This window comes from Sphingomonas sp. DMC8 (genome assembly GCF_056314185.1).
The window spans coordinates 222,543-246,226 of sequence record NZ_JBQUYV010000003.1 but is presented as its reverse complement, the minus strand read 5'-3'; the positions used below and the strand labels follow the sequence as shown (position 1 = coordinate 246,226).

Below are 23,684 nucleotides of genomic sequence, written 5' to 3'. Positions count from 1 at the left end.
GCCGGTGCCCCGCGGCTTTTTGATCGGTCCGGCGCAAGGCTTTACTCTTCACGTGCCGGGGATGTCCGGTCCACCCGGGCAAAGCCGAACCAGGCGATATAGAGATAGGCAAGCAGGGGAACGGCAAAGGCGAAGGCGAGCCCGGCATGATCGGCGATACTGCCGGTCATCAGTGGCAAGACAGCGCCGCCTCCGATGGCGAAGTTCAGCAGGCCGGATATGGTCGCCGGCGGTATCGGCGATCGTTCGAGGGTGAGGCTGAAGATCGTCGGGAACATGATGGCATTGCACAGCCCCACCGCCAGCAGGCACGGGCCCGCAATCTGTCCCGGCGTCGCCAGTGCAATCGCACAAAGCGTGGCAGCGGCGACGCCGGCGGCGCCCAGCAGCCGGTCGGCGGGCAATAATCGCAGCAAGGCGCTGCCCGCAAATCGCCCCACCAGCGCACCGCCCCAGTAGAAGTTGGCGACCATGGCGGCAGCCGTCGCCAGCGACAGGCCCATGCCCTGCGGCTGGGCCAGGAACAGGATGAGCGTGCTGCCGATCGACACTTCCGCGCCGACATAAGCAGCGATTCCGATCGCGCCGCGGATCGCCCAGCGGGAGCGCAGCGCGGCCAGGCGCGGGGCGGATGTCGCAGCGGAGGGGGGGATGGACACGGAAGGCGCGGCAAGGCGAGGCAGCAGCAACAGCACGGCCAGTATCGCCGCGATCAGCAGATAGGCATGACCGATCGCAGCCATGCCGACGGCAGGACTGGCGATGGCATCCCGCCCGAAAGCCGCGCCGGCGAGGACAACCCGTGCGCCGAAATGGACGCCGCAAACCACCCCCAGTGCATTGAAGGCGTGGGCAAGGGTCAGGCGAAAATGGCTGCGTGCGGGCGGCCCCAATGCCGCCGCTAGCGGATTGGCTGCGACCTGCAGCACCGTCACACCGCCGGCGACGACGAAGATTGCGGCGAGCACCAGCGCGAACGCGGGAATCCAGCGGCCCAACTGCATCGCTAGGCATCCCGCAATCATCAGCGCCAGCGCAACCTGCATCGTGCGGATCGGTCCAAACCGGGCAAGCAGTTGCGCTGCTGGCAGCGACACCACCGTAAACGCCGCGAAGGAGGCGAACTGTGTCGTGAGTGCCACCGTATACCCAAGACCGAATACGCGCTGCACCGCGGCGACCAGCGGGTCGTTATTGGCGGAAACAAATCCCCAGCCAAAGAACATCGCCACCACGCATGCGAAGGCAAATCGCGGGCGGTGGCGCGCCATCGGTCTCAAGCGTGCGGTCGCCAGCGGAACGTTGCGGCGGCGCCGGCGGGCAGACGATAGCGGAACTGGCGGCCATCGGCGGCAACGATCATCGTTCGATCCGCAGCAGCGGCATTGAAGGCGAGCAGCACGCGGCTGCCGTCCGGGTTCAACCAGGCGACGGTCTCGATCTGGTCCTTCTCGCTGGTTGAGGCGATCCGCCACGCGCCCGGCGCGACGAAGCGGGAGGCGTGGCCCAGCGCATAATATTCGGGGTTGCGCGTCACCGCACCGCTACGGCTGTCGATCGTCACAACGCCGCGGCAATCGCTGCAGCCGCCCAGATGCGGGCCGTGGTTCTCGTCGAGCGCCAGGTTCCACAGCACTGTACCGCGCGCCCAGTTGCGCGTGGCGCCGATCACCAGTGTCCGTACCGTCCAGGCCCAGCTGTCGGGCCACGCTTTCGACCATTCGCCGCCCGCGCACTCGGTCATGAACACGTCCTTGTCGGGAAAGCGGTCGTGCACCTTGCTCTGGGCGGCGACATTGCCGGCATAGCAATGCCAGGCGATCCCCGCGACGAACCGGAGGGCGGCGGGGTCGGCGAGCACGCCCAGCGGGTGTTCGGGCCTGTCCCAATTATGATCCCAGTCGAGGATTTTGGTCTTGAGCCCCGCCCGGGCAAATTCCGGCCCGACATGATCGCCGATGATCCGCGCGCGTTGCGCCGCGCTTAGTCGCATGCCCGGATAGTCGCCGGGCTCGAAATCGGGCTCGTTCTGGATACTCAGATAATCAACCCTGCCGACACGGGCAGCGAAGCCTTCCACGGTGCGCCGCAAATAGGTGGCGAAGGGCGCATAGGCATCTTCGCGCAGCGTGCCTTTGATCAGCGAAGCGCTGGTCTTCATCCAGGCGGGCGCGCTCCAGGGTGACAGCATCAGCGCCAGTCGCGGATTGATGGCCCGCGCGGCCGCGATGGTCGGCAGCACATCGGCTTCTGCGGTTGCGATCGAGAAATGGGCCAGCGAGGGGTCACGCTCGCCTGCCGGCACATCGTCATAGCTATAGTGGTGCTGCGAAAAGTCCGATGCGCCGATCGTCACGCGCGTGAACCCCAGTCCGATGCCCGGCGCGGGTCCGAACAGTTCGTGCAGCAGCGCGCTGCGCTGGGCATCGTTCAGCCGGTGCTGGATCAGCCAGGCGGAGGCATCGGTAATCGCGGCGCCGAAGCCAACCATGCGCTGATAGCGCTGGCGGGGATCGACCGTGATGCGGCTGCCGCGCGCCGTCGCGGTCTCGAACCGCAGCTTTGGCTGACGGGCGAGCAGCGCCGACTGGTCCGCCCGCGTGAGCCACAGCTCCACCCGGTTCGCTGCCGGGCGTGCCGCCGCAGGGGTCGCCACACTCAGTGTAAGGGCGCTGAGCGCCAGCAGGATGCGCATCACTTCATTCCTCGCTCGGGCTCAGGCAGCGCAGTGCTTCGCCACGAAAGCCGCATGGTCGGGCATCACGGCGACGCATTTTTCGATCACCGTTTCGATGTTGCCGAGAAAACCGGCGATTTCCGCATCGCCGCGGATGTCGACCAGCGGGTCGTGCGCGCGCGGAATCACGCCCTGGCCCAGGAACACCTGGATCCAGCTCTCCTCCGTGAACAGCTCCTCGTCCTCGCGGAAGACGCGGCCATTGGCTGCGAACAAGTCGATCTTGTGCTGCAGTGTGGCCGGCACCGGCATCGCCCGGCAATGGCGCCAGAATGGCGTGTCGTCGCGCTCGGTGGCCTTGTAGTGCAGGATGATGAAGTCGCGGACCCGCTCATATTCAAAGTCGGTCTGGCGGTTGAATTCGGCGATGGTGGCGGGATCGAAGCCGGCATCGGGGAGCAACTTCACCAGCCGGATGATCGAGGACTGGATCAGATGCAAGCTGGTCGATTCCAGCGGTTCGAGAAATCCCGCCGCCAGCCCGATCGCCACGCAGTTGCGGTTCCAGACCTTGCGTCGCTTGCCGGTGGTGAAGCGGATGCGGTTCGGCTCGGCCAGTGGAGCGGCGTCGAGATTAGCGAGCAGCATCCGTTCCGCTTCGGCATCCTCGATCCAGCCGCTGGCATAGACATGCCCGTTGCCGGTCCGATGCTGCAGCGGGATGCGCCATTGCCAACCGGCGGTGCGCGCCGTGGCGCGGGTATAGGGCAGCAGCGGTTCCGTGCGCGCGCACGGCACGGCGATGGCGCGATCGCATGGCAGCCAGTGCGTCCAGTCGTCATAGCCGGTCTGTAATGCCTGTTCGATCAGCAGCCCGCGAAAGCCCGAACAGTCGAGGAACAGGTCAGCCGCGACGATCGTGCCGTCCTCCAGCGTCACGGATTCGATGAAGCCGTTGTCGCTGCGCAATGCAACCCGGGTCACCTTGCCTTCATGGCGGCGGACACCGTGGCGTTCGGCGATCTCCCGCAGGTAGCGGGCATAAAGGCTGGCGTCGAAGTGGAAGGCATGGGCGATATGCCCGATAGGCGATTCCGCCATGCGCGGATCGGCGCGCATGAACCGGTTGGAGAGGGCCGCCGCCGTGTTGATCGAATAGCGGGCGAAATCGGCGGCGCGGCCCTGCGCCCGGGCCTTCAGCCAATATTGGTGGCAGCGCAGCCAGCCGAGATCCTGCCCGATCACGCCGAAGCCGTGGATATAGCTTTCCCCCAGCCGCAGCCAGTCCGTGAACTGGATGCCCAGCTTGAAGGTCCCCTGTGTCCTGCGAAGAAAGTCGTTCTCGTCTAGCCCGATCAGTTCATTGTATTTCTTGATGGCGGGAATTGTCGCTTCGCCGACGCCGACCGTACCGATCTCGTCCGATTCAATCAGCACGATCTCGTACAGGCCCTGGAACAATGTGCCGAGCAGGGCGGCTGTCATCCACCCGGCCGATCCGCCGCCGACGATCAGGATACGCTTTAGCTGCTGCATGATCTTGCCGTCCTCTCCCGGCTTCATCGTTCGCAGGTCGCAGGCGTGTCTGGCAAGGGAAGGGGAGCAGTTCGCTTTGGATGGGCATAGCGCAGGCCATAGCCGCGGGCGAACTGGACGATCTGCCCCGGTCCCTCGCCGGTCGAGCAGGCGGACCCCGGCCAAGCAAAGGACAAGGTGCCGGAAAAGTCATAGCGACCGCCTACGAGCAGGTCGGCCAGGCCTTCGCCTTCAGTGCCGGGCAGGAAGGCCGCGACAAAGGCGTCGGACAGGTTGATCAGGTCGTTGGCATAGGCGGGGCGGCCCGAATAGAGCACCGAAATCACCGGCACACCCTTGCCGGAGACGGCCTGCAGTGCGGCGAGGTCGGCCGGATAGCGGGCGCTGTGGCCGACGGGAGCCGGAAAACGGACATCGCCCTTATATTCGGCATAAGGGCTCTCCCCCAGCACCGCGACGACCGCCTCGAAACGCTTGACGTCTATGCCCCGACCATCGGCGACATAGGTTACGTTGGCGTCGCCCAGCGTCTGGCGCAGCGCCGCCAGCAAGGTGGTGCCGCCGCGGAAATCGGCATTGCTGTTCTCGGTCCCTTGCCAGGTCAGCGACCAGCCGCCGCTCTGGTTTGCAAGGCTGTCGGCGCTGGCGCCGACCACCAGCACATGCTTGCCCCGCGCAAGCGGTAAGACGCCGTTGTTCTTCATTAGCACGACCGACTTGCGCACCGCCTCACGCGCAAGGTCGCGCGCGTCGAGCGCGGCGGCATTGCCGCTGAACCGGCTGGCGGTGGGGGCATGATCGAACAGGCCGGAACGCAGTTTGACGCGCAGAATCCGCGTAACCGCATCGTCGATCCGTGCCTGCGTGATCCGCCCGGCGCGCACGTCGGCTACAGTATTGGCGATAAAGGCTTTCCAGTCCTGCGGCACCATCACCATGTCGATGCCGGCGTTGATCACCTGCGGGCAATGATCCTTGGCACAGCCGGGTACCTGTTCGATACCGTTCCAGTCAGATACGACGAAACCGTCAAAGCCCAGCCGATCCTTCAGCATTTCGGTCAGCAACGGACGGCTGCCGTGCATCTTGCCATAGTCCTTGCCGGCGGCAACGTCGTTCCAGCTGTTGTACGAGGCCATCACCGTCTGCACACCCGCAGCGATGGCCGGGGTATAGCCAGCGGCATGGACGCGCATCATGTGCTCGCGGGTGGCGCGGTTCTCGCCCTGGTCGACGCCCTGAAAGGTGCCGCCATCGCCCAGGAAGTGCTTGGCCGTGGCGATCACGTCGCCATCGCCTTTCAGGCCGCCCTGCAGGCCCTTGACCATTGCACGGGCATAAGCCGCGACGATCGCCGGATCGCTCGAATAGCTTTCATAGCTTCGTCCCCAGCGGCGGTTCTCGCCCACCGCCAGCGTCGGTGCGAATACCCAGGTGATGCCGGTGGCGCGGACCTGCCTTGCGGTTGCGCGGCCAATCCGCTCAACCAGCGCGGCGTCGTGCGCCGCCCCCAGGCCGATATTGTGGGGAAACAGCGTCGCACCGGCTACATTGCCGTGCCCATGCACGGCATCGGTTCCCCAGATTACCGGGATCTGCACCGCCATGTCGGTGGTCATCGAGGCCCGGTAATAGGCATCCGAAAGCGCCGTCCAGGCGGTCAGCGCGGCATCCTTGCGATCACCGGGCCAAGCGCCACCGCCGTTCAGGACCGATCCTATATAATAGCGCCGCACCTCGTCCGGCGTGATGTAGCGGATGTCGGGCTGGGTCATCTGCCCGATCTTCTGTTCCAGCGTCATGCCCGCCAGAATGGCGGCAATACGCTTTTCGAGCGCAGCGTCGGCCGTGCGGGGTGCGTTCAGCGCCGGCACCGGGTGTTTCGGGAAGGGGGCCGCAGCCGTACAGCCTGCGATCAGGGGAAAAACTGTCAGCAGGGTTCGCAACCGCATCCTGGCCTCACTTGCATGCCGGCGCGGTGCCGGTCTGTTTGGGGAGAAAAAGGGGGGAGGCGGGCTGGATTTGCCAGCGCTCCCCCAAATGCCGGTTCGGGCAAGGGGTTGGGGACTCAGGGTGCCTCAGAACCGGTAGTTGAAGCCGAGCAGGAACTGCCGCCCGTATTTTTCATAGGTTTCCAGCACGGTGCCGCCGCTGGACGTGTGCGTACCGCCGGAATCCATGCCCAGCCGCGTGCGATAGGGCGAGTTGGTCAGGTTGTTCACCTGGAACAACACGCCCAGCCCGTTCAGCGTGCCCCTGTCGAAGGTATAGCCGATCTGTGCGTCCACCTGCTTGTCGGCCAGGATTTCGGTATAGCCGCGCGTCGCGAACAACTGCACGACCTCGCCCTTGAACGCGGAGCGGTACCGCTGGCTGATCCGTGCCTGGAAGCCGCCATTCTCGTAATAGGCGGTCAGGTTGTAGATGGTGCCAGACAGGCCCGGGATGCGAACCTCCTGGCCATTATCCGCCGGATTGAGGTCGGACTCGGTCAGCGACAGGCTGCCGATCAGGCCCAGCCCGCGTAGCGGCCGCACCACGGTTCCGAAATCGAACGCGCCGCTGAATTCCACGCCCTTGATCGTCCCGCCATTGCCGTTGGCGGGCAGGGTGATCTGCCCGATCGGGCTGACAATCACGCCAGGCGGGATCGACGTTGCGGTGCTGGGCAGCGGGATGCCGGAGAAATTGAACAGGTCGGTGCGCTGGTAGATGTAGGTGTGCAGCTTCTTGTAGAAGCCGGCGATCGAGAAATAGGTCGTCTTGTCGACATACCATTCATAGGCAACATCCAGCGCGTCGGCCCGCCACGGCTTCAGATTGGGGTTGCCGCCCGATGCCGACCACGGATTCACCGTCTGCCCCGGCGCGCAGCCCGGTCCGCTGGAGCAGACCAGCGCGTTGAAGCTGGGCGTAACGTTGGCCCGCATTTCGTCCATGCGCGGCCGCGCCATGGTCTTGGAAGCCGCGAAGCGCAGGCGGTGTCCGCCGCCCAGCTCCCAGATCAGGTTCAGGCTGGGCAGCACGTCCGTATAGATCGCGCCCGCCCGGCGCATCACCGGCGTGATCGGCTTGCCGGGTTCCAGTCCGTTGATGACGACGCCGGTCGATTCCTGCTGTTGCTGCACCACCTGCACGCCGGCATTGCCGCGCACCGGCCCAATCTTGAAATCAGCGCGGATGAAGCCGGTCAGCAGCTCTTCGGTGATGTCCCAGTTCTTGTCGAAATAATTGGCGTCGAGGATCGGCGCGCGCTGATAATATACGTCGAGCGCGCGGTCGAGATCGACGCTCAGAACGTTGCCCAGGCCGGCAAAGCCCAGCGACGTGGGTGAGACCAGATATTGCGGGTCGACCAGCACCTGCTGGCGTCCATTCTTCAGGAACAGGTCGTAATCGCCGACGCGCTTGCTCTTTTCGCGGTGCGTGAAGTTCACGCCGGCGCTGAGCTTGGTCAGGAAACCGTCGAAGCTATGGTCCAGCTTCAGGTCGATCGCATAAATGCTTTCCTTCACCTTTGGGAAACGGATCGCGCCGTCATGGGCCCAGCCGCCCCAGGGCGCACGGTCGCCAAGCGACACCTTCGACGCATCGGCATAGTTCAACCCGGCACCATAGGTGGGATAGCCATCATCCGGCACGCTGAAGCTGATCTTGTCATAAGTGCGTCCGACATCCGGCGTGGCCGAGGTTACGCCGCCCGTGCCCAGCCCATAGCCGGCATAGGTCTCCAGGATCTGCTCGTTGCGCTTGTTGTTGGAATAGGAAAGATCGGCGACGAAGTTGGTGCGATCGTCCAGCTTGAACGCATTGTTCCAGCCGGCCGAGAAAATCTCGTCGTCGCGCTTGTTCAGGTCGTTGCGGATGATCGGGACGGCATTGTTGACGGTGCCGCTCGCCGCGAACAGGGAACCGCCGCGTGTGTCGGTCTGTACGCCGGTGAAGGTCGCATTGTCCGCCCAGCCGTTCGAGAACCACTGTGCGCCGCGGGTCGTCTCCTGCTGGTGAAACTTGGAATAATAGAGGTCGAGCGTGGAATGGACATTCTCGCTCGGCTGCCATTCGACGATCGCGATGCCGGCGTCGCGCCGGTTCAGGCGCGAGGTGGCGAAGACTTCCTGGCCGTTGAGGATCAGGGCGTTGGCGGCAGAGGCAGGCTGTACCGTTGTCGGGCTGACGCTGCCGAACGTATCGTAGCCATAGGCCTTGAAATGCTGGTTCTTCGACGGTGAATCGAGATGGGCATAGCCCAGCGCAATGCCGAGCGTGCCATTGGCGAACTGGTCGATATAGCTGGCGCTGCCGCGGAAGCCCCAGTTGCGGAGATCGGCGTTTGCCTTGCTGCCTTCGGTCAGTTCGCCGCGCAGGTTGAGCGCCACGGCGCGCTTGCCGAACGCCAGCGGCCGCACCGTGCGCAAGTCGGCTGTGCCGGAAAGGCCCATGCCCGAGACGGCAGCGTCGGGCGTCTTGTAGATAACGACACTGGACAGCAGTTCGGACGGATATTGGTCGAACTCGACCGCGCGGTTGTCGCCCGAGCTCGCCTGCGGCCGTCCGTTGAGCAGGGTGGTGGTGAAGTCGGGTGCAAGGCCGCGAATCGAAATCACCTGCGCGCGACCGTTGACGCGCTGCGCGGCGAGGCCGGGCAGGCGGGCGATCGATTCGGCGATTGACACGTCGGGCAGCTTGCCGATGTCCTCTGCCGAGACCGCCTCGACGATCGAGGTTTCCTGCCGCTTGATGTTGATGGCGTTCTGCAGGCCGGCGCGCAGACCGACGACGACTACTTCCTGCCCTTGCTCGTCCTGCGTTGCGGGCGCGGCATCACCCGGTGCTGCCTGCGCCCAGGCCTCGCCCGGTATCGCGGCGGCCAGCGCCAGCGCGGATATGCCAAGCCCCAGATTCTGTTTGGTGCGGCGCGCGACTGGCGCCCGGCGACGATCCGCCATGATGTTCCCCTCTCCTGTCCCCGGCACAAGGTGCCCTTTTTTGGCGCTCACGACTGGAAGCGCTTCCAGTCGGTACGTCGCGGAGGGGTTGGTTGTCAATCGGCAATGGCAGCTAAGGGTGTTGTCGCGGATCAGGCTGCCGGCGAGGCAACCGATTCCCGGAGCACCAGATGGTGTTCGATCAGGTCATGGCCGGGCTCCACCTGGCCGCTGCCGCGACGAAGCGCTTCGGCAAGCCGCTCGACCGCGCGTGCGGCCATCCGGCGGATTGGCTGGTGGATGGTGGTAAGCGGCGGCCATACGCACGCGGCAACCGAAGCGTCGTCAAACCCGAGGACCGACAATTCACCGGGGAGTGACAGGCCCATACGATGCGCGGCGAACATCGCGCCTACGGCCATGTCATCATTGGCGCAAACCAGCGCGGTGGGGCGGTTCGCGCCTTCCAGCAGCGCTTGCGCCAGTTCGGCGCCCGAGCGGAAGCTGAAATCCCCGCGCAGCGGCGTGACGCTGTTGGGCGAAATGCCCGCTTCGACAAGCGCGCGCTGAAATCCCGCAAACCGCGCTTCGGCGGCAAGATGGCCGGCAATGCCGAGAAGATAGCCGAAGCGGCGATGTCCCGCCTGAAGCGCGTGGCGGGTTATTTCGAAACCCGCACCCTCTTCGTCGAAGCCGACGCTTGGAAGCAGGGCGCGCACCGCGTCGCTGGGGGAGATGCACACGACGGGGCAGCGATGTTCGATCAGCCGTTCCGCCAGTTGCAGATCGTCAGACAGGGGCGGCGCCAGTACGATGCCGGCGCTGCGCCGCGACAGGAACAACTCGACGACCTTGTCGCCGCGCCGGTCGTCCTCTGCCTGAACATTGACGGTCGAAAGTTCGAATCCGGTGGCCGCCGCGGCGCGCAACGCGCCGAGTTCGAGGGCCGAGAAATAATAGGAATTGGGCGCAGAATCGAGTGCGATGCAGTTCACCAGCGTCAGCACATTGCTCGTCCGGCTGGCGAGGTTCCGCGCCAGCGGGTTCGCGCGGTAATCGAGGCGCTGGGCCGCCTCCATAACCCGTGCGCGCACGGCGGGACTGACATTCGCCTGCCCGTTCAGCGCGCGGGACGCCGTTGCCCTGCCGACGCCGGCGAGCGCCGCGACATCGTCGATGGTCGCGCGGGCGGTTACAGGTTCGGGAAACCGATAGTCGCGCGGACTGGGGAAGGAAGGCTGCGTCATGATCTGCGCAAGCGTTGGCACAAGCAGGGGCGGAACGACAAGCTCCGACCTATTGGTCTTCCGCTGCATATGGCGACTGGCCGATTGCGCCAGACGCCGCGCCGATCGGATAAAGATACCTGAAATTCAGGAATGTGCGGGCAGGCGCAAAGCGGCGCCGCTTTGACGTTGCGTTGCAATGAAAGACTAAACTATGATTTTGCGAATTCAGGGCATGTAGCATGAATCAGCTTGCAAACGACGAACATACATTGGTCGAGGTTCGTCGTCAGATACGGGTTCTGACGAGCGGCGTTTTCGGCATGAGAGGCGATGCCGAACTCTCCGAGATCGTCGAAAAAGCCGCTTCAGCTATCGATTTTCCTTTCGCAGCCGTGTCCATTGTCGACAGGTCGAGGTTATGGCTCGCGGTCGCTTATGGCTTTGATCCACGCGAGTTCGCGCGGCCTGACAGCTTTTGCGACGCGGCTATTCAGGTGCCTGGCTTTGCGCCTTTATGCGTGGCAGATGCCTGGCGCGAGCCGCGATTCAAATTTGCGCCGGCGGTGATCGAGATGAACGTGCGTGCGTACTATGCGGCTCCCTTGGTGACGCGCGACGGCTTTGCCCTGGGTACTTTATGCCTATTGGACCAGAAGCCCCGGACGGTCGATGCAACCGACCTGGAACTGCTAGCGTCGCTCGCTGGAAGCGCCACTGCCGTCATCGATCGGGAATCAAACGCACTGGCGCATGCGCAATATGCCATTGCGGAGCTTTCCAACCGTATCCGTTTCGCGATCGCCAGTGAAGATGAAGCGACGGTGGAACTGCTCGACCAGGAACTTCGCCGCCTTGAGGCGAGGCTGGCGCCCGATTGGTAATCGGAATCTGCTGCAGAGGGTGGCGTAACGCTGCGTATCATTGAGCAGCCGAAGGCTCGCTCGATATCCCATCCCGCTCCTTCTTAATGTCCAAGCCTATTCTGCGCCACAAGCGATAATGGCCGGCAGCTTTTGCGGGCTGCCGGCCATCTAAGGTTTTAGAACGTCACCTCTGCGGTGATGCGATAGCTGCGCCCGAATACCGCATCGAATTCCTTGTTCGTGCTGAACTCGGGGACCGGTCCGGCATAGGTCACGCCCATGTTGAACGGGTTGTTGACGATCGCCCGCAACCGGAAATGGTCGTTGACCATCAGGCCGGCAGAGGTATTGACCATCCAGTAGGGCGAGACATTGTAATATTGATAGTTGCTGGCCGGGTTGTTGGGGTTCACCTTGGTCGGGCCGTCATAGATGACCGTCCAGGACCAGTCGAAGCGCTTGGTCTGCCAGTCGATCGTCGAAGTGACCGCATCGGCGGGTTCGCCGACCTGATCGTGCGCATATTGCACGCTGCCGCTACCGACCACCGACTGATTCTTGAATTCGTGCAAATAGTTGGAGCTGAGATTCAGCACGCCGGCGCTATCGGGAAGTCCAAGGCTGCTCAATCGCAGGGCATATTGCGCCGAGAGCTGTGCGGCACGGTAGTTTTGCGACGCGATGTTCTGGAACGAGTCGGTGAAGTTGGTGATCTGGTGGCTCTTCGGATCACGCGTGAACAACGAGCAGAAAGGCGAATTCGGATAGCTCGCCGAATCGTAGCAGGCCTGCATGATGCTCTGGATGCCCGGCTGGACAATCTCGTTCTTGATGTCGATGTGAATATAGTCGGCGGTCAGAACGAAGCCGGGCAGGAACGGCGCCGCGTAATTGGCCCCGACCGTCCAGCTATTGGCGATTTCGTTGCTCAGCTTGGGGTTGCCGCCGCCCAGTCCGGCGACGGTCGCACTGGATATCGTCGAGGTGAAGCCGGCGGGAACGCCTGCTGCGGCGCAGTTCTTCGCGCGGACTGCGGGGTTGGAGCCACCGCTCACGAAGCTCGAATCGCACGGATCGTTGCCGTATTCGAACGTCGTTCCGAGCGGCGCAAAGGCTTCGGTCACCGACGGCGCACGGAACGACCGCGTATAGTTGCCGCGCAGGGTCAGACCCTTGATCGGCGACCAGTTGCCGCCTCCGGTATAGGACCAGAAACCGCCATTCTGCGAATTGTCCGTATAGCGGGCAGCGCCGTTCAGCGTCAGTTCGCGCAGCAGCGGAATATGCATGTCGGGCGACAGCAGCGGAACGGTGACTTCGGTGAAGCCCTCATGCGTGTAATAGGAGCCGCTGACCGGCGCGATCGCCGCATATTGGCTGTACGTACCTGCGAAATACGTGCCCGGGTCGAAGGCCTGGCTCTCTCGGCGGATTTCGCCGCCGACCACCGCGTTCAGGTCACCGGCGGGCAGATGCACCACCGAACCCTTGATGTCGAAGACCGCGTCAAACTGCTTGTTGACCTGGCGGCTGATCGCCGACGCAGTGATATAGTTCAGCGCCGCTTGGCTGGCATTGCCGTTGCCGAAGAGATTGAGCGGCGCGCAGGTGCTGCTGCGCGTGGCAATCGGGGCATTGGTATAGCCGGGCGCGCAGATGATCTGCCCGTTGGCGCCGACCACGGCGTTCACGGCGTTCTGGATATTCTGCCAGACGAGTCCAGGCTGGCTCGTGGTTGTGTTGACCTGGCCGTAGGTGACCGTCCCTTCCCAGGTGAATTTATGCGTGCCGAGCGTGAAGTCACCGTCGAGGCCGGCGACGCCGCGCGCAAGCGAGGAACGGGTCGTGAAGGCGCCATCGTACAGGTCGGTGTTCGCACGGGCCAGATAGAACTGGTTGGTGGGCTGGCCCGCCGCCGCCAGCGAAGCCTGGATTGTCGCCTGGTCGGCCGCGCTCAGGAACGGGTTGGTCGAGGAAATCGCGTAATTGCCGCTGGCCGATCCCGCGCTGCCTGGTCCCCCGAACAGCGCTGTGTTGTAGAGCGGCTGGGTTGCAATGTTGGTCGCGATATTGCGGCTGGCCCAGGCTTCGGCGTGGAACCGGATATGATCGCTGAAGTCGTAATGCCCCATCAGCACGCCTTGGATGCGCTTGCTGTCGGTCAGCAGATTGCCGTAGTCTGCGGTTCGGAACCCGTCGCCACCCGCCTCTTCGCTGAAGCTGCCTACCGGCGTGCCATGCTGGAAGGGTACCAGTTGCCCCGCCTTGTTGAAGACAAGTGCCTGGCCCGCGGCATTGGTGATCGCCTGATAGGGATATTGGCCGGTAAACGGATCCGCCGGACCGCCAGCCGACAGACCATTGAACGGGGTATTGTCGATGGCGGTCGGAAGGCCGGTGTTGGTAACCACAGAAAAGCGATCGCCCCCGAAATAGGCGATGTACGCAGGCCCCGTCTGACTGGTCGTCTTGCCGAGGAACGGCGCGTCGGCGCTCGTTACGAAACGCGACGCCGTGGTCATGCCATCCTGGTGGTCATAATAGGCGTTGAGCGTGATGTTGCCGCGCCCGTCGCCGAAGTTCTTGCCGACCAGCACCGACACGTTGCTGTCTGCGCCGTCTCCCTTTGCTGAGATGCCATTGCTGCCGGTGACGTCGATCCCGTCGAAATTCTTCTTCAGGACAATGTTCACTGTGCCGGCAATCGCATCGGAGCCATAGATCGGCGCGCCGCCGACCGACACGACATCGATACGATCGACAAGTGCCGGGGCGATCTGACCAAGATCGACCGGTGTCCCGACCGAGGCACCGAACACGCTGGAGGTAGCGCCTGAGACGAAACGCGTCCCGTTAACAAGCGTCAGCGTACGCTGGGAACCGAGATTGTACAGGTTGCTGAACGACTGGCCCGCGCCAAAGCTGCCCTGGCTGCCGATCGTGCTGTTCGCGGGTACGCCGAACTGCGGCATGTTGGTCAGTGCCTGGCTGATCTGCGTGAATCCCTGCTTGGAAATGCTATCGCCGGTGATTGCGACGACGGGCTGGTCTGCCACCTTCTTTCCCGTGCGCGTTCCGGTAACGATGACTTCGTCCGTCGCGCCCGGAACGGCTGACGCGGCGGCGTTAGCGGTTGCTGCGGACGTATCGTCCTGCCCCGCGCTATTGGTGGGGCGGTCCTGTGCGCTGGCAGGTGCAATGGCCACGAACGCCATCGCGAGAGCGGAGCTGGCCACCAGGAGTTTGCGACAGTTGAGTAACATCCGAACGCCTTTCTTCTATTTGATGGCGCTAGGATCAAATTCGGCTGGTTTGGTGTCCAATCAAAAATAAGATTCTGATTAATTCTTGCTCTAAACCGTTGCATTTTTGAGACAGTGATTGATAAATTGTAGAAACAATTTGCAAAAATTCATTTTTTTTCGAGAGGATTTGTATTTAATTTTCCAATTTTTATTTGAATCTATTTTTTGGATGAGTGATAAATATATTTCGAAGAGTCCGGTAAAATTTAAATAAAGATGCCGGTGCGGAATTTATTTTTACCTGTCATGTCGTAGAGATGTCTGTTCAATGATGCTGCGCGAAGATAAAACGGGGGGCGGCAACCGTTGCGGTATCAACGGCGGGTGCTTCTTTTCCATTCGGCTGCCAGCGGGCGGCATCGAGTTCGATCTCCCGCTAATCGGCTATTTCCGTCTGAAGCCGGGAACCGGATGCGGGAATCAATCCCGACATTGCCGTTGCGTTGTCGATTGCAGACGTGCGGCGGGGCGCGCCCCGGTTATGGAGCGACCCATCGGCTGGCTGCGGCAAGTCGCGTAGAATCGACGAGACTGCGAAGCGACAGGCTGTGGTGGAAGAGGTTCCCCATGGCTGGTACGACCGCTTTAGCAGCGATAGGACTTGCGGTAATCCGACGGGCTCATACCGGTTTCGGCGAGGAACGCGCGCGTGAAGCAGGCTGTTTCAGCATAGCCGGCCTGCTGAGCGATCTGGAGGATGGTGCGGTCCGTTTCGGCCAAATACCGTGCCGCGCTGGCGCATCGTCGGCCGCGCAGCAAGCGCCGGAACGACGTGCCTTCACGGTGTAGGCGCCGCCGCAATTGGTCCTCGCTGATACCAAGGCGGGCAGCGACCAGCCGTAGTGAAGCGTTACCCGCCTCAATCATGCCGGGGAGTAGCCCGTCGACTTCCTGCGCCATCGTTTCGCGGGGCGGACCGCCGGGGCGTGCAAGTTCCATATAATGCTGGAGGATCGCGACGAGTTGGGGGTCGTGTCGATGTCCGGCCTGGGAGATGTCCTCCTCCCGCAGGATCAGCGTGTTGTGCGGTTGTTCGAAATAGGTCGGGCAGCCGAAGATGGCGTCATACCGCGCGCGGGGGCCGTTCGGCGCATGTTCTAAATGCACTTCGCGAGGCGCAAAGGCGCGTCCGAGAAACCGCCGCACAAGGGCATGGACATAGCCGAGCGAGAACTCGACATCCTGTCGCCTGGGGTGCAGCCGCTCGTCACCGATTACATAGCGCACAATGGGCTGGGGATCGCGCATGTAGCGCAGCGAAGTCACGCCCTGGATGCTCAACACGGCGCTGGCGAAGGCTTCGATCGCCGCATCGAGCGTGGCCGAGTGCAGGAACACATAGCCCACGGCGCCAACCAGCTCCGGCCCCATGCGCTGCGACAGCTCGAGGCCGAGCAGGGGCCGCTGCAGCCGTTCGGCCAGCTGATCAAAGATGCGCAGATAGCTGGACAGCGGCACCGACGCATCGGGCCCGCGTAAGTCGCTCGCGACGAGCCCTTCCGCATCGAGCAGGCGCGTCCGCGCTGGCGCAGGGACGGGGGCTGCATCGAGGATCGCGGCCAGCACGCGGGCGTGGATCACCGCCCTCGGAAGCGTGCCCCCTGGCGCCGGGAACCGGGCCTCGGGCAGGGAAGGGGCGTCCACGGCGCGCATGTCGAAAATATCAATTTATCGCCGGAAAATATCAATCCCGTTTCAACAATGCCGATACATTCGGTTCAATAAGATCCTTGCCGCAACAGTGGCGGGAGGCCGGGGAGGGCTAGAATAGTGGGTGCTGGCGATCGGTTCGTTACGGTGGCGGTGGTCGATACGAATGGCCTGTTGCGCGGCCAGAAAATATCCGGCCATGAGATTGACGGGATCCTCGACGACGGTGTCGGCATGTCAGCCGCCCAGCTCGCGCTCGACCCTACCGACATTTTCCTCGAACTGCCCGGCGTGACCGACACGGCCGCCGATTATCATGACACCCGTCTTGTCGTGGATCGCGCTAGCCGCGTGACGCTGCCGTTCGAGGTTCCCCAGGATAGTGGCCTGTACCTGGCGGAGTTCACCGGCGATGCCCAGGCATTCTGTCCGCGCAGCCTGCTCCGCCGGACCCTCGAACGCGCCGATGCCGCCGGCTTCTCAGCGACGCTAGGCATCGAGCTTGAATTCACCTTGTTCGACGAGACTGCGCGCACGCTGGAGGAAAAGGGGTTCGAGAACCTGGTCACGGCGACGCGCCATGCCAGCCATGACCTGCTGATCTATCAGGTGGCGCAATCGGACTTCTACAGCGCGGTGGCCGATATGTGCGATACGCTCGGCATTTCGCTCGCCAAGATGCACGAGGAAATCGGCGGGGGTTTCATGGAGGCCTGTATTCGCGCCGCCCCCGCGCTGTCCGCCGCAGACCAGGCGGTATTGTTCCGCAACCTCGTCCGCGTTCTCGCAATGCGTCGCGACCAGACGGTCAGCTTCATGCCGCGCTGGTCGGAACAGGTCGACAGTCAGTCGTCGCACATGCACGTTTCCTTGCGTCGCCGCGACGGTACGCCTGCCTTCTGGGATGCGGGGGCGCCGCACCACATGTCCCAGACCTTCCGCCATTTCCTCGGCGGCCTGCAGCGGTATCTGCCTGAAGTGATGCTGGTATTCGCGCCCACGGTGAACAGCTGGCGCCGCTTTGCCGAGGGGACCTTTGCACCGCCTGCCTTTACCTGGGGTATCGAAAACCGGACGACCTGTCTGCGCGTTGTCGGCGAGAGCCCGAATTCGCTGCGTGTCGAGAACCGGCTGCCCTGTGCCGATGCCAACCCCCACCTCGCTGCCGCAGCGACCATCGCGGCGGGCCTTGCGGGCATCGAGGAGGGACTTGAGCCGGATGCACCGGTCGTCGGCAACGGCTATGGCGGCTCCACCGGGCGCCCGCTGCTGCGAACCATGGAAGCCGCCATCGCCGCGATGCGGGAGTCCGCTTTTGCTCAGCGCTGGCTGGGGCCCCGCTTCGTCGAGACGTTTTCCGCCGGGCGCGAGTCACAGGCCCGGCAGATGCAGGGCAAGACGTTGATCGACGAACGTCGTCGCTTCTTCGAGTTGGGATGAGCTGCCATGACCGTGATCGGGATTCTGGAATGCGGGCGCAACAAGCCGGAATGGACCCGGGACCATGGCGGCTTCGCCGACTGGTTTCCGCCGCTACTGCACAGCGCCGACCCCGCCATCGGATTTCGGGTCTGGAAGGCGATCGACGAGGAACTACCCGCGGCACCTGACCTGTGTGACGCTTGGCTGCTGACCGGCAGCCCCGCCAGCGTCTATGAAGACAGGCCATGGCAGAGGGCGCTGACCGGGTTTGTGACCGAGGCGCGTCGGCACCGGCCGCTCGTAGGCATCTGCTACGGCCATCAACATCTGCACGCCGCATTTGGCGGAGCGGTGGCGAAGACGCCGCAATGGGGCGTGGGCATTACCACCTATGCGATCACCGAGAAGCCTGGCTGGCTTGCGGGCGACGCGGCAGCCGCGGGCGCGGACAAGTTCCGGCTGATCGCGCTGCACCAGGATCAGGTCACCGTGCTCGCGCCGGAATCGCGGGTACTCGCTGCGAGCGCCGAATGCCCGTTCGCGGTGACCATGATCGGCGCGAACGTCCTCACCTTCCAGCCGCACCCGGAGATGACGTCGGCCCAGGTCACCAAGATCTACGATTTTCATCGCGGCGACATGGGGGACGCGCTGTGGGAGAAGGCGCAGGCCAGTTTCGCCGAACCCTGTGATGCGCATCTGGCGGCACGGTGGATCGTAGACTTTCTGCGATCGCGTCCGGCGCCCTACAGCACGGAGGCTCGCCCCCGGGAAGACCGTCCGGCACATGGAGAACAGGCATGACCCTCGGCACCATCACGGCGCGTCCCACCACGCGCATCGACCTGTCCGATGCCGGTAACTGGCACCGGAGCGTACCGCATGCCGAGTTCGCAAGGCTGCGTCGCGAATCCCCGGTTGCCTGGAACGAACGGCACGACGGCCATCGCGGCTTCTGGGCCGTGGCCGGCTATGAAGAGGTCACGGCCGTTTCTCGCGACACCACGCGCTTCACCTCGCGCGAGGGCGTGATCAGCCTTGACGATTTCGACGCGACGCAAAGCGATGCGCGGCGGACGCTGCTGGAAATGGACCCGCCGCAGCATGGCATCATGCGCGAGATCACGGCCAAGGGCTTCGGTCCCCGCGCCATTGCAAGGCTGGAAGACGACATCCGACGCCGCACTGTTGCGCTGCTGGACGAACTGGTCGGTTCAGGCCCGTTCGAAGCCGTCAGCCGTCTCACCAAGCAGATTCCGATTGCGACGCTGTGCAGCATCCTCGGTGTCGCGGACAGCCGCCGCGACGATATGATCCGCTGGAGCGATCTGCTGATCGGCTCGGATGATCCGGATTTTGACGATCCGGCCTATGCTGATTTTCCAGACGAGCAGCGCCGGCTTCTGCCGTTCGGGCATCCCGCCTCGCTCGATGCCTTTGCGCTTGGGCGTGAGCTTGCCGAGATGCGGCGGCGCGAACCGCAGGACGATATCGTCACGCTGCTGGTCCAGGGGCGCGTCGGCGATCGACCGCTCAACGACGACGAATATCTCAACTATTTCCTGATGCTGGTCGTCGCGGGGAACGAAACGACGCGGCACACCATGTCGCACCTGCTGGTCGCGCTGGCCGAGAATCCCGCTGAGTGGGAACGCTTCCGCCGCGATGGGCTCAATCCGCGCCTGGCCGTGGGTGAGGCGCTGCGCTGGGCCACGCCGGTCCATTTCGTCCGCCGGGTGGCGACACAGCCAATGGAACTGGGCGGCGCGCAGATCGCAGCGGGTGACAAGGTTGCGATGTATTTTGCGTCGGCCAATCGTGCCGAGCAGTGGTTCGACGATCCGTCCGTTTTTTGCATCGACCGCCAGAAGAACCCGCATCTGGCCTTTGGCGGTGGCGGCGCGCATTTCTGCCTCGGCAATTTCGCGGCGCAGTTGCAACTGCGCGTGCTGCTCGAAGAAATGGCGCAGCGGGTCGGGTCGATCGAACTGCACCAGGCGCCGGATCGCTTGCGCAGCAATCACGTGCACGGCATCAAATCGGTATCCTTGTCGCTGCACCCGGCCTGACCACAGGCTTGTCGGGTGGTCGCGCGGTTCGCGGACATGTTTTCAATGCGACTCTGCGACCAGCTCCCGCGCCGACTGTCCCAAAGGGCTGTTGACAATTCGAAACAGAAAAATATCCTGATCAAACATTGTTCACAAAAAGCGTCCTTGTCGCGATGCGGGAAGGGTGGCGCCGAACGTGAGAGGACGGTCACCATGCAGGTAGCGGTTGAAGCCATCTCGTCCTTCCCGGCCGCAGGGCTGCCTTCCCCAGAAGAGATCGTAGCTCGCGCTCGATCGCTCGTGCCGGTGCTGCGTGAGCGCGAGGCTGACGCCATTCGTAACCGGCAGGTCTCGGCCGAGACGATCGCTGCCTTCCAGGAAGCCGGATTCTTCAAGATCCTGCAGCCCGCGCGCTATGGCGGCTATGAAATGTCGCCGGCGGTCTATTGCGAGGTGGCGAAGACGCTGGCCGAGGGTTGCATGGGTAGTGCCTGGGTCTATGGTGTCGTCGCCGTCCACAACTGGCAGCTCGCCTTGTTCGATCCGCGGGCAGCGGAAGAGGTTTGGGGCGAGGATCCTTCCGTCCTGATCAGCTCGTCCTACATGCCGGCTGGCAAGGTCACCAAAGTCGATGGCGGCTATCGGTTGAGCGGGCGCTGGGCCTTTTCCAGTGGCTCGGCGCATTGCCATTGGGTCATCCTCGGTGCGAACATGGTCGCCGACGATGGGGATGGCCAGCCGGAGCCGTACAACTTCCTCCTGCCGCGGACCGACTATGCGATCGTCGATACCTGGCACACCATGGGCCTGTGTCCGACCGGTAGCAACGACATCGTCGTCGACGACGTGTTCGTGCCTGCCTATCGGGTGCTCCGCGAACGCGACATGTTCGAGCTGGACTGCCCAGGCCACGCCCTGAACGACGGGCTGCTCTACCGCATTCCGTTTGCCCAGCTGTTCAACCGCACCGTTTCCACCACGTCGCTCGGCGCGCTCCGACGTGCGCTTGACGCCTTCGTGACGACGACGCGGGAGAAGCGGACCACCTACACTGGGCTGCGAGTCGCGGAAGACAGCGCGATCCAGGAGGCGGTGGCGGACGTGATGCTGACGCTGAACGACCTCGAGCTTCGTCTGTCGGCAGATCTTGCCGAACTGGACCGCCGGGCCGCCACCGGCGACTGGCCGATCGAGCGGCGTGCCCAGCTAGGGCATCACACCACGGCGATGGTTTCCCGCTGTGTCAAGGCGATCGACACGCTGATGACCTTTGCGGGGGGGAAGGCGATCTATCTCGGCAATGCCATCCAACGCGCCTTCCTCGATCTGCATTGCGCGCGGGCGCATGTCGCGAACAATCCGGCGCCCTATGCGCGCAACCTGGGGGCAGTCGCCTTCGGGTTCGAGAATGGCTGCCTCGACCTCTGAGTAGCTTGATGCGTGTGGAGCTCAGCCAAGTCGCGCATCGCGCGGCGTGGCTGAGCGCGTTCCGGACTCAGATCGCAGTGGCGAGGCCCAGTACCGCTACGCCGCGGCCGGATTCCTGCTCGTCGCGCATTTCCTCGCGTACGAAATCAACAAAGGCACGTACCTTCGAGAGGCCGTAGCTCCCGCGCTGGAACATGATGTGCAGCGGAATGCTCTCGGTCACCACATCGGAAAGCAGCGCCACGAGGCGCTTCGCCGCAATGTCTTCCTCGACGAGGAAGCGCGGCAGATAGCTGACGCCCAGCCCCTCCAGCGTCGCCTCGCGCGCCATGCGCACCGAGTTGGTGGTTAGCGGCCCGCGATTGACAGCGATTGTTACATCCTCGGACAGCCGCCATTCGCCGACCTTCGACAGATGCGTCTCAACGATGCAAGTATGTTCCTTGAGGTCGTAGGGAGTCGAGGGAACGCCGGCACGCTCGAGATAGGCAGGCGCTGCAACCAGCACCATTGGGTAGGAGCGGAGCTGCACCGTTTCGAGATTCGCGTCGAAAGGATCGCCCATCCAGAAGGCCACGTCGAACCGGCCCTTGAGCATGTCCACCTTGCTGTCCGACAGGTTAAGGAACAGCCGCACATCGGGATAGCAGTGCAGGAATTTCGGCATGATAGAGGTCAGGTCGAAGAGCGACGAAACGACGGGCGCGTTCACGCGAAGGTCGCCGCGTGGCTTGGCGATCATGCCGGTGATGACCTGGTTCGCCTCGTTCACCTCGTCGACAATGCGGGCGCAGCGGGCATACATTTCTCGTCCCGCCGGCGTGAGCGCTACGGATCGGGTGGTGCGATCTAGCAGGCGAACGCCGATGCTCTGTTCCAGCTTGGCGATCTGCCGACTCACGGCGGCCTTGGAGTATCCCAGCATCTTCGCCGCGCTCGAAAAGCCCCCGGTGCTTACTACGGCGGCAAACGACATCATCGCCATGACGTTGCCCAGGTCCGGTCTGTCTTCCATGCTTGCTCCGTCCCGTATGTGCATAGGGATGTCAATTCAAACTGATCCCACTTGGTGGGCTTGTACGAGCCGTGACCGACACAATTGTTGCCCTAGAGCAAAAATGCGCCCCATTTAAACTGCACTGTTGCGTCTAAGTCGAGTTTGCTTCACAACCGCCGAATTGGATGCTGAGCCGCGGGAGCGCGGCGAAACAGGAGGTTCCATCTTGTCCACTCAGATTTCCGAGCGTGCCCGGCAGGACCAGCGCAGCCAGTTCCATCCCTTCACCTCGATCAACGACCTGAAGGCCGAGGGGCCGACCGTTATGGCGTCGGGATCCGGCGTGCGCGTGCGTGACATAGACGGCAAAGAGTATCTGGATGGCATGGCCGGGCTGTGGTGCGTGAACCTTGGCTATGGTCGCACCGAGATTACCCAGGCGATCGCGCGGCAGAGCGAAAGGCTCTCCTTCTTCCACACCTTCAACGGCATGAGCACCGACGTCGTCGCCGAATGTGCCGAGGCACTGCTGGCGCGTGCGCCAGTGCCGATGTCGCGCGTGTTCTTCGGCGCTTCGGGCAGCGATGCCAACGAAACCCAGCTCAAGCTGATCTGGGCGTACAACAATCTTCGCGGCCAGCCGCAGAAGAAGAAGATCATCGCGCGCCGCAACGCCTATCACGGTTCGGGCGTCGCGACGGCGAGCCTTACCGGTCTGGTCGGCATGCACACGCTGTTCGATCTGCCGCAGGGGCCGATCCACCATGTCAGCGCGCCGAACTATTATCGCAATGCCCCCGCCGGCATGTCAGAGCGCGACTTCTCGCGCATGCTCGCGAAGGAGCTCGAGGAGCTGATCGAGGCGGAAGGCCCCGAAACCATCGCTGCCTTCTTCGCCGAGGCCGTGATGGGCGCCGGCGGGCTGATACCGCCGCCCGAGGGCTATTTCGATGAGATCGGCCCGATCCTCAAGAAGCACGATATCCTGCTCGTCGCCGACGAGGTTGTGTCCGGCTTCGGCCGCCTCGGCACCTATTGGGGCAGCCAGACCTATGGCTATGAACCGGATCTGATCACGTCGGCCAAGGGCGTCACCTCGGGCTATTTCCCGATGTCGGTCGTGTTCATCTCGCCCAAGGTGTGGGATGTGCTGGAAGGCGGGGCCGATCAGGTCGGCGTGTTCGGCCATGGCTATACCTATTCCGCCCACCCGGTGGGTGCGGCGGCTGCGCTGGCTGCGCTGAAGCTCATCGACGAGCTTAAGGTAGTGGACAATGTCGCCGATGTCGGCCCGTACATGATGCAGGGGCTGCGCGATCGTCTGGGCCAGCATCCGCATGTCGGCGACATCCGCGGCAAGGGGCTGATGCTCGGCATCGAGTTGGTGAAGGACCGCGAGACCAAGGAAGCATTCCCGATGGCCAACCGCACCGGACGACAGGTGCTGAAGGCGTCGGCCGAGCGCGGGCTTATCACGCGCGCGCTGGGCGACACGCTGGTGTTCGCGCCCCCGCTCGTCATCAATCGCGCGGAAGTCGACGAAATCGTCGACAAGTTCGCACTGGCAGTGGACGATGTGCTCAAGGCGTGACGGGGCG

The 23,684-nt window shown here is 63.5% G+C and carries 15 protein-coding genes; 6 read left to right on the top strand and 9 right to left on the bottom strand.

Translation table 11 applies throughout. From position 1 onward, the window contains the following. Window positions 1–41: 41 nt before the first annotated feature. The 6 genes from ACT53K_RS08755 to ACT53K_RS08730 form a co-directional block, all read right to left on the bottom strand. Window positions 42–1,226 (bottom strand): MFS transporter, encoded by a 1,185-nt coding sequence (locus tag ACT53K_RS08755; RefSeq protein ID WP_476228364.1) that lies wholly within the window; start codon window positions 1,224–1,226, stop codon window positions 42–44. A 50-nt stretch (window positions 1,227–1,276) separates the two neighbouring features. Continuing rightward, the gene (locus ACT53K_RS08750; protein ID WP_476228212.1) at window positions 1,277–2,695 is read right to left on the bottom strand and encodes a glycoside hydrolase family 30 protein; all 1,419 of its coding nucleotides are present in this window, start codon (window positions 2,693–2,695) and stop codon (window positions 1,277–1,279) included. Window positions 2,696–2,716: 21 nt separating this feature from the next. Then, window positions 2,717–4,213 (bottom strand): tryptophan halogenase family protein, encoded by a 1,497-nt coding sequence (locus ACT53K_RS08745; RefSeq protein WP_476228211.1) that lies wholly within the window; start codon window positions 4,211–4,213, stop codon window positions 2,717–2,719. A 23-nt stretch (window positions 4,214–4,236) separates the two neighbouring features. After that, the gene (locus ACT53K_RS08740) at window positions 4,237–6,165 is read right to left on the bottom strand and encodes a glycoside hydrolase family 3 protein (RefSeq protein ID WP_476228210.1); all 1,929 of its coding nucleotides are present in this window, start codon (window positions 6,163–6,165) and stop codon (window positions 4,237–4,239) included. 126 nt (window positions 6,166–6,291) lie between these two features. Beyond that, window positions 6,292–9,162, bottom strand: a complete 2,871-nt coding sequence (locus ACT53K_RS08735) for a TonB-dependent receptor (RefSeq protein WP_476228209.1) — start codon at window positions 9,160–9,162, stop codon at window positions 6,292–6,294. Window positions 9,163–9,293: 131 nt separating this feature from the next. Further along, window positions 9,294–10,388, bottom strand: coding sequence for a LacI family DNA-binding transcriptional regulator (locus ACT53K_RS08730; protein WP_476228208.1), 1,095 nt, complete (start codon window positions 10,386–10,388; stop codon window positions 9,294–9,296). Between the two features lie 221 nt (window positions 10,389–10,609). Here ACT53K_RS08730 and ACT53K_RS08725 point away from each other — a divergent pair, with 221 nt between their 5' ends. Then, the gene (locus tag ACT53K_RS08725; RefSeq protein ID WP_476228207.1) at window positions 10,610–11,251 is read left to right on the top strand and encodes a GAF domain-containing protein; all 642 of its coding nucleotides are present in this window, start codon (window positions 10,610–10,612) and stop codon (window positions 11,249–11,251) included. 158 nt (window positions 11,252–11,409) lie between these two features. Here the strand turns inward: ACT53K_RS08725 and ACT53K_RS08720 are convergent, their stop codons facing one another. After that, entirely contained in the window at window positions 11,410–14,469 is a 3,060-nt protein-coding gene (locus ACT53K_RS08720; RefSeq protein ID WP_476228206.1) for a TonB-dependent receptor domain-containing protein, read from the bottom strand. A 654-nt stretch (window positions 14,470–15,123) separates the two neighbouring features. Beyond that, window positions 15,124–16,191, bottom strand: coding sequence for an AraC family transcriptional regulator (locus ACT53K_RS08715; protein ID WP_476228205.1), 1,068 nt, complete (start codon window positions 16,189–16,191; stop codon window positions 15,124–15,126). 117 nt (window positions 16,192–16,308) lie between these two features. Here ACT53K_RS08715 and ACT53K_RS08710 point away from each other — a divergent pair, with 117 nt between their 5' ends. From ACT53K_RS08710 to ACT53K_RS08695, 4 genes are all read left to right on the top strand, one after another. After that, window positions 16,309–17,628, top strand: coding sequence for a glutamine synthetase family protein (locus ACT53K_RS08710; protein ID WP_476228204.1), 1,320 nt, complete (start codon window positions 16,309–16,311; stop codon window positions 17,626–17,628). Between the two features lie 6 nt (window positions 17,629–17,634). Continuing rightward, window positions 17,635–18,414, top strand: coding sequence for a glutamine amidotransferase-related protein (locus tag ACT53K_RS08705; protein WP_476228203.1), 780 nt, complete (start codon window positions 17,635–17,637; stop codon window positions 18,412–18,414). Beyond that, on the top strand, window positions 18,411–19,679 hold the full coding sequence (locus ACT53K_RS08700) for a cytochrome P450 (protein WP_476228202.1): 1,269 nt from the start codon (window positions 18,411–18,413) through the stop codon (window positions 19,677–19,679). Before ACT53K_RS08705 ends, ACT53K_RS08700 begins: the two co-directional genes overlap by 4 nt. Window positions 19,680–19,874: 195 nt before the next feature. Next, the gene (locus ACT53K_RS08695; RefSeq protein ID WP_476228201.1) at window positions 19,875–21,089 is read left to right on the top strand and encodes an acyl-CoA dehydrogenase family protein; all 1,215 of its coding nucleotides are present in this window, start codon (window positions 19,875–19,877) and stop codon (window positions 21,087–21,089) included. A gap of 67 nt (window positions 21,090–21,156) precedes the next feature. Here the strand turns inward: ACT53K_RS08695 and ACT53K_RS08690 are convergent, their stop codons facing one another. Continuing rightward, on the bottom strand, window positions 21,157–22,104 hold the full coding sequence (locus ACT53K_RS08690) for a LysR family transcriptional regulator (protein WP_476228200.1): 948 nt from the start codon (window positions 22,102–22,104) through the stop codon (window positions 21,157–21,159). Window positions 22,105–22,312: 208 nt separating this feature from the next. Here ACT53K_RS08690 and ACT53K_RS08685 point away from each other — a divergent pair, with 208 nt between their 5' ends. Continuing rightward, the gene (locus ACT53K_RS08685) at window positions 22,313–23,677 is read left to right on the top strand and encodes an aminotransferase (RefSeq protein ID WP_476228199.1); all 1,365 of its coding nucleotides are present in this window, start codon (window positions 22,313–22,315) and stop codon (window positions 23,675–23,677) included. Window positions 23,678–23,684: the final 7 nt, after the last annotated feature.

What these genes read in the sequence shown, in the direction of transcription:
- ACT53K_RS08755 (WP_476228364.1), bottom strand. Translation starts at nt 1,226, where the DNA reads ATGTTCTTTGGCTGGGGATTTGTTTCCGCCAATAACGACCCGCTGGTC.
- ACT53K_RS08750 (WP_476228212.1), bottom strand. Translation starts at nt 2,695, where the DNA reads ATGCGCATCCTGCTGGCGCTCAGCGCCCTTACACTGAGTGTGGCGACC.
- ACT53K_RS08745 (WP_476228211.1), bottom strand. Translation starts at nt 4,213, where the DNA reads ATGCAGCAGCTAAAGCGTATCCTGATCGTCGGCGGCGGATCGGCCGGG.
- ACT53K_RS08740 (WP_476228210.1), bottom strand. Translation starts at nt 6,165, where the DNA reads ATGCGGTTGCGAACCCTGCTGACAGTTTTTCCCCTGATCGCAGGCTGT.
- ACT53K_RS08735 (WP_476228209.1), bottom strand. Translation starts at nt 9,162, where the DNA reads ATGGCGGATCGTCGCCGGGCGCCAGTCGCGCGCCGCACCAAACAGAAT.
- ACT53K_RS08730 (WP_476228208.1), bottom strand. Translation starts at nt 10,388, where the DNA reads ATGACGCAGCCTTCCTTCCCCAGTCCGCGCGACTATCGGTTTCCCGAA.
- ACT53K_RS08725 (WP_476228207.1), top strand. Translation starts at nt 10,610, where the DNA reads ATGAATCAGCTTGCAAACGACGAACATACATTGGTCGAGGTTCGTCGT.
- ACT53K_RS08715 (WP_476228205.1), bottom strand. Translation starts at nt 16,191, where the DNA reads ATGCGCGCCGTGGACGCCCCTTCCCTGCCCGAGGCCCGGTTCCCGGCG.
- ACT53K_RS08705 (WP_476228203.1), top strand. Translation starts at nt 17,635, where the DNA reads ATGACCGTGATCGGGATTCTGGAATGCGGGCGCAACAAGCCGGAATGG.
- ACT53K_RS08700 (WP_476228202.1), top strand. Translation starts at nt 18,411, where the DNA reads ATGACCCTCGGCACCATCACGGCGCGTCCCACCACGCGCATCGACCTG.
- ACT53K_RS08695 (WP_476228201.1), top strand. Translation starts at nt 19,875, where the DNA reads ATGCAGGTAGCGGTTGAAGCCATCTCGTCCTTCCCGGCCGCAGGGCTG.
- ACT53K_RS08690 (WP_476228200.1), bottom strand. Translation starts at nt 22,104, where the DNA reads ATGGAAGACAGACCGGACCTGGGCAACGTCATGGCGATGATGTCGTTT.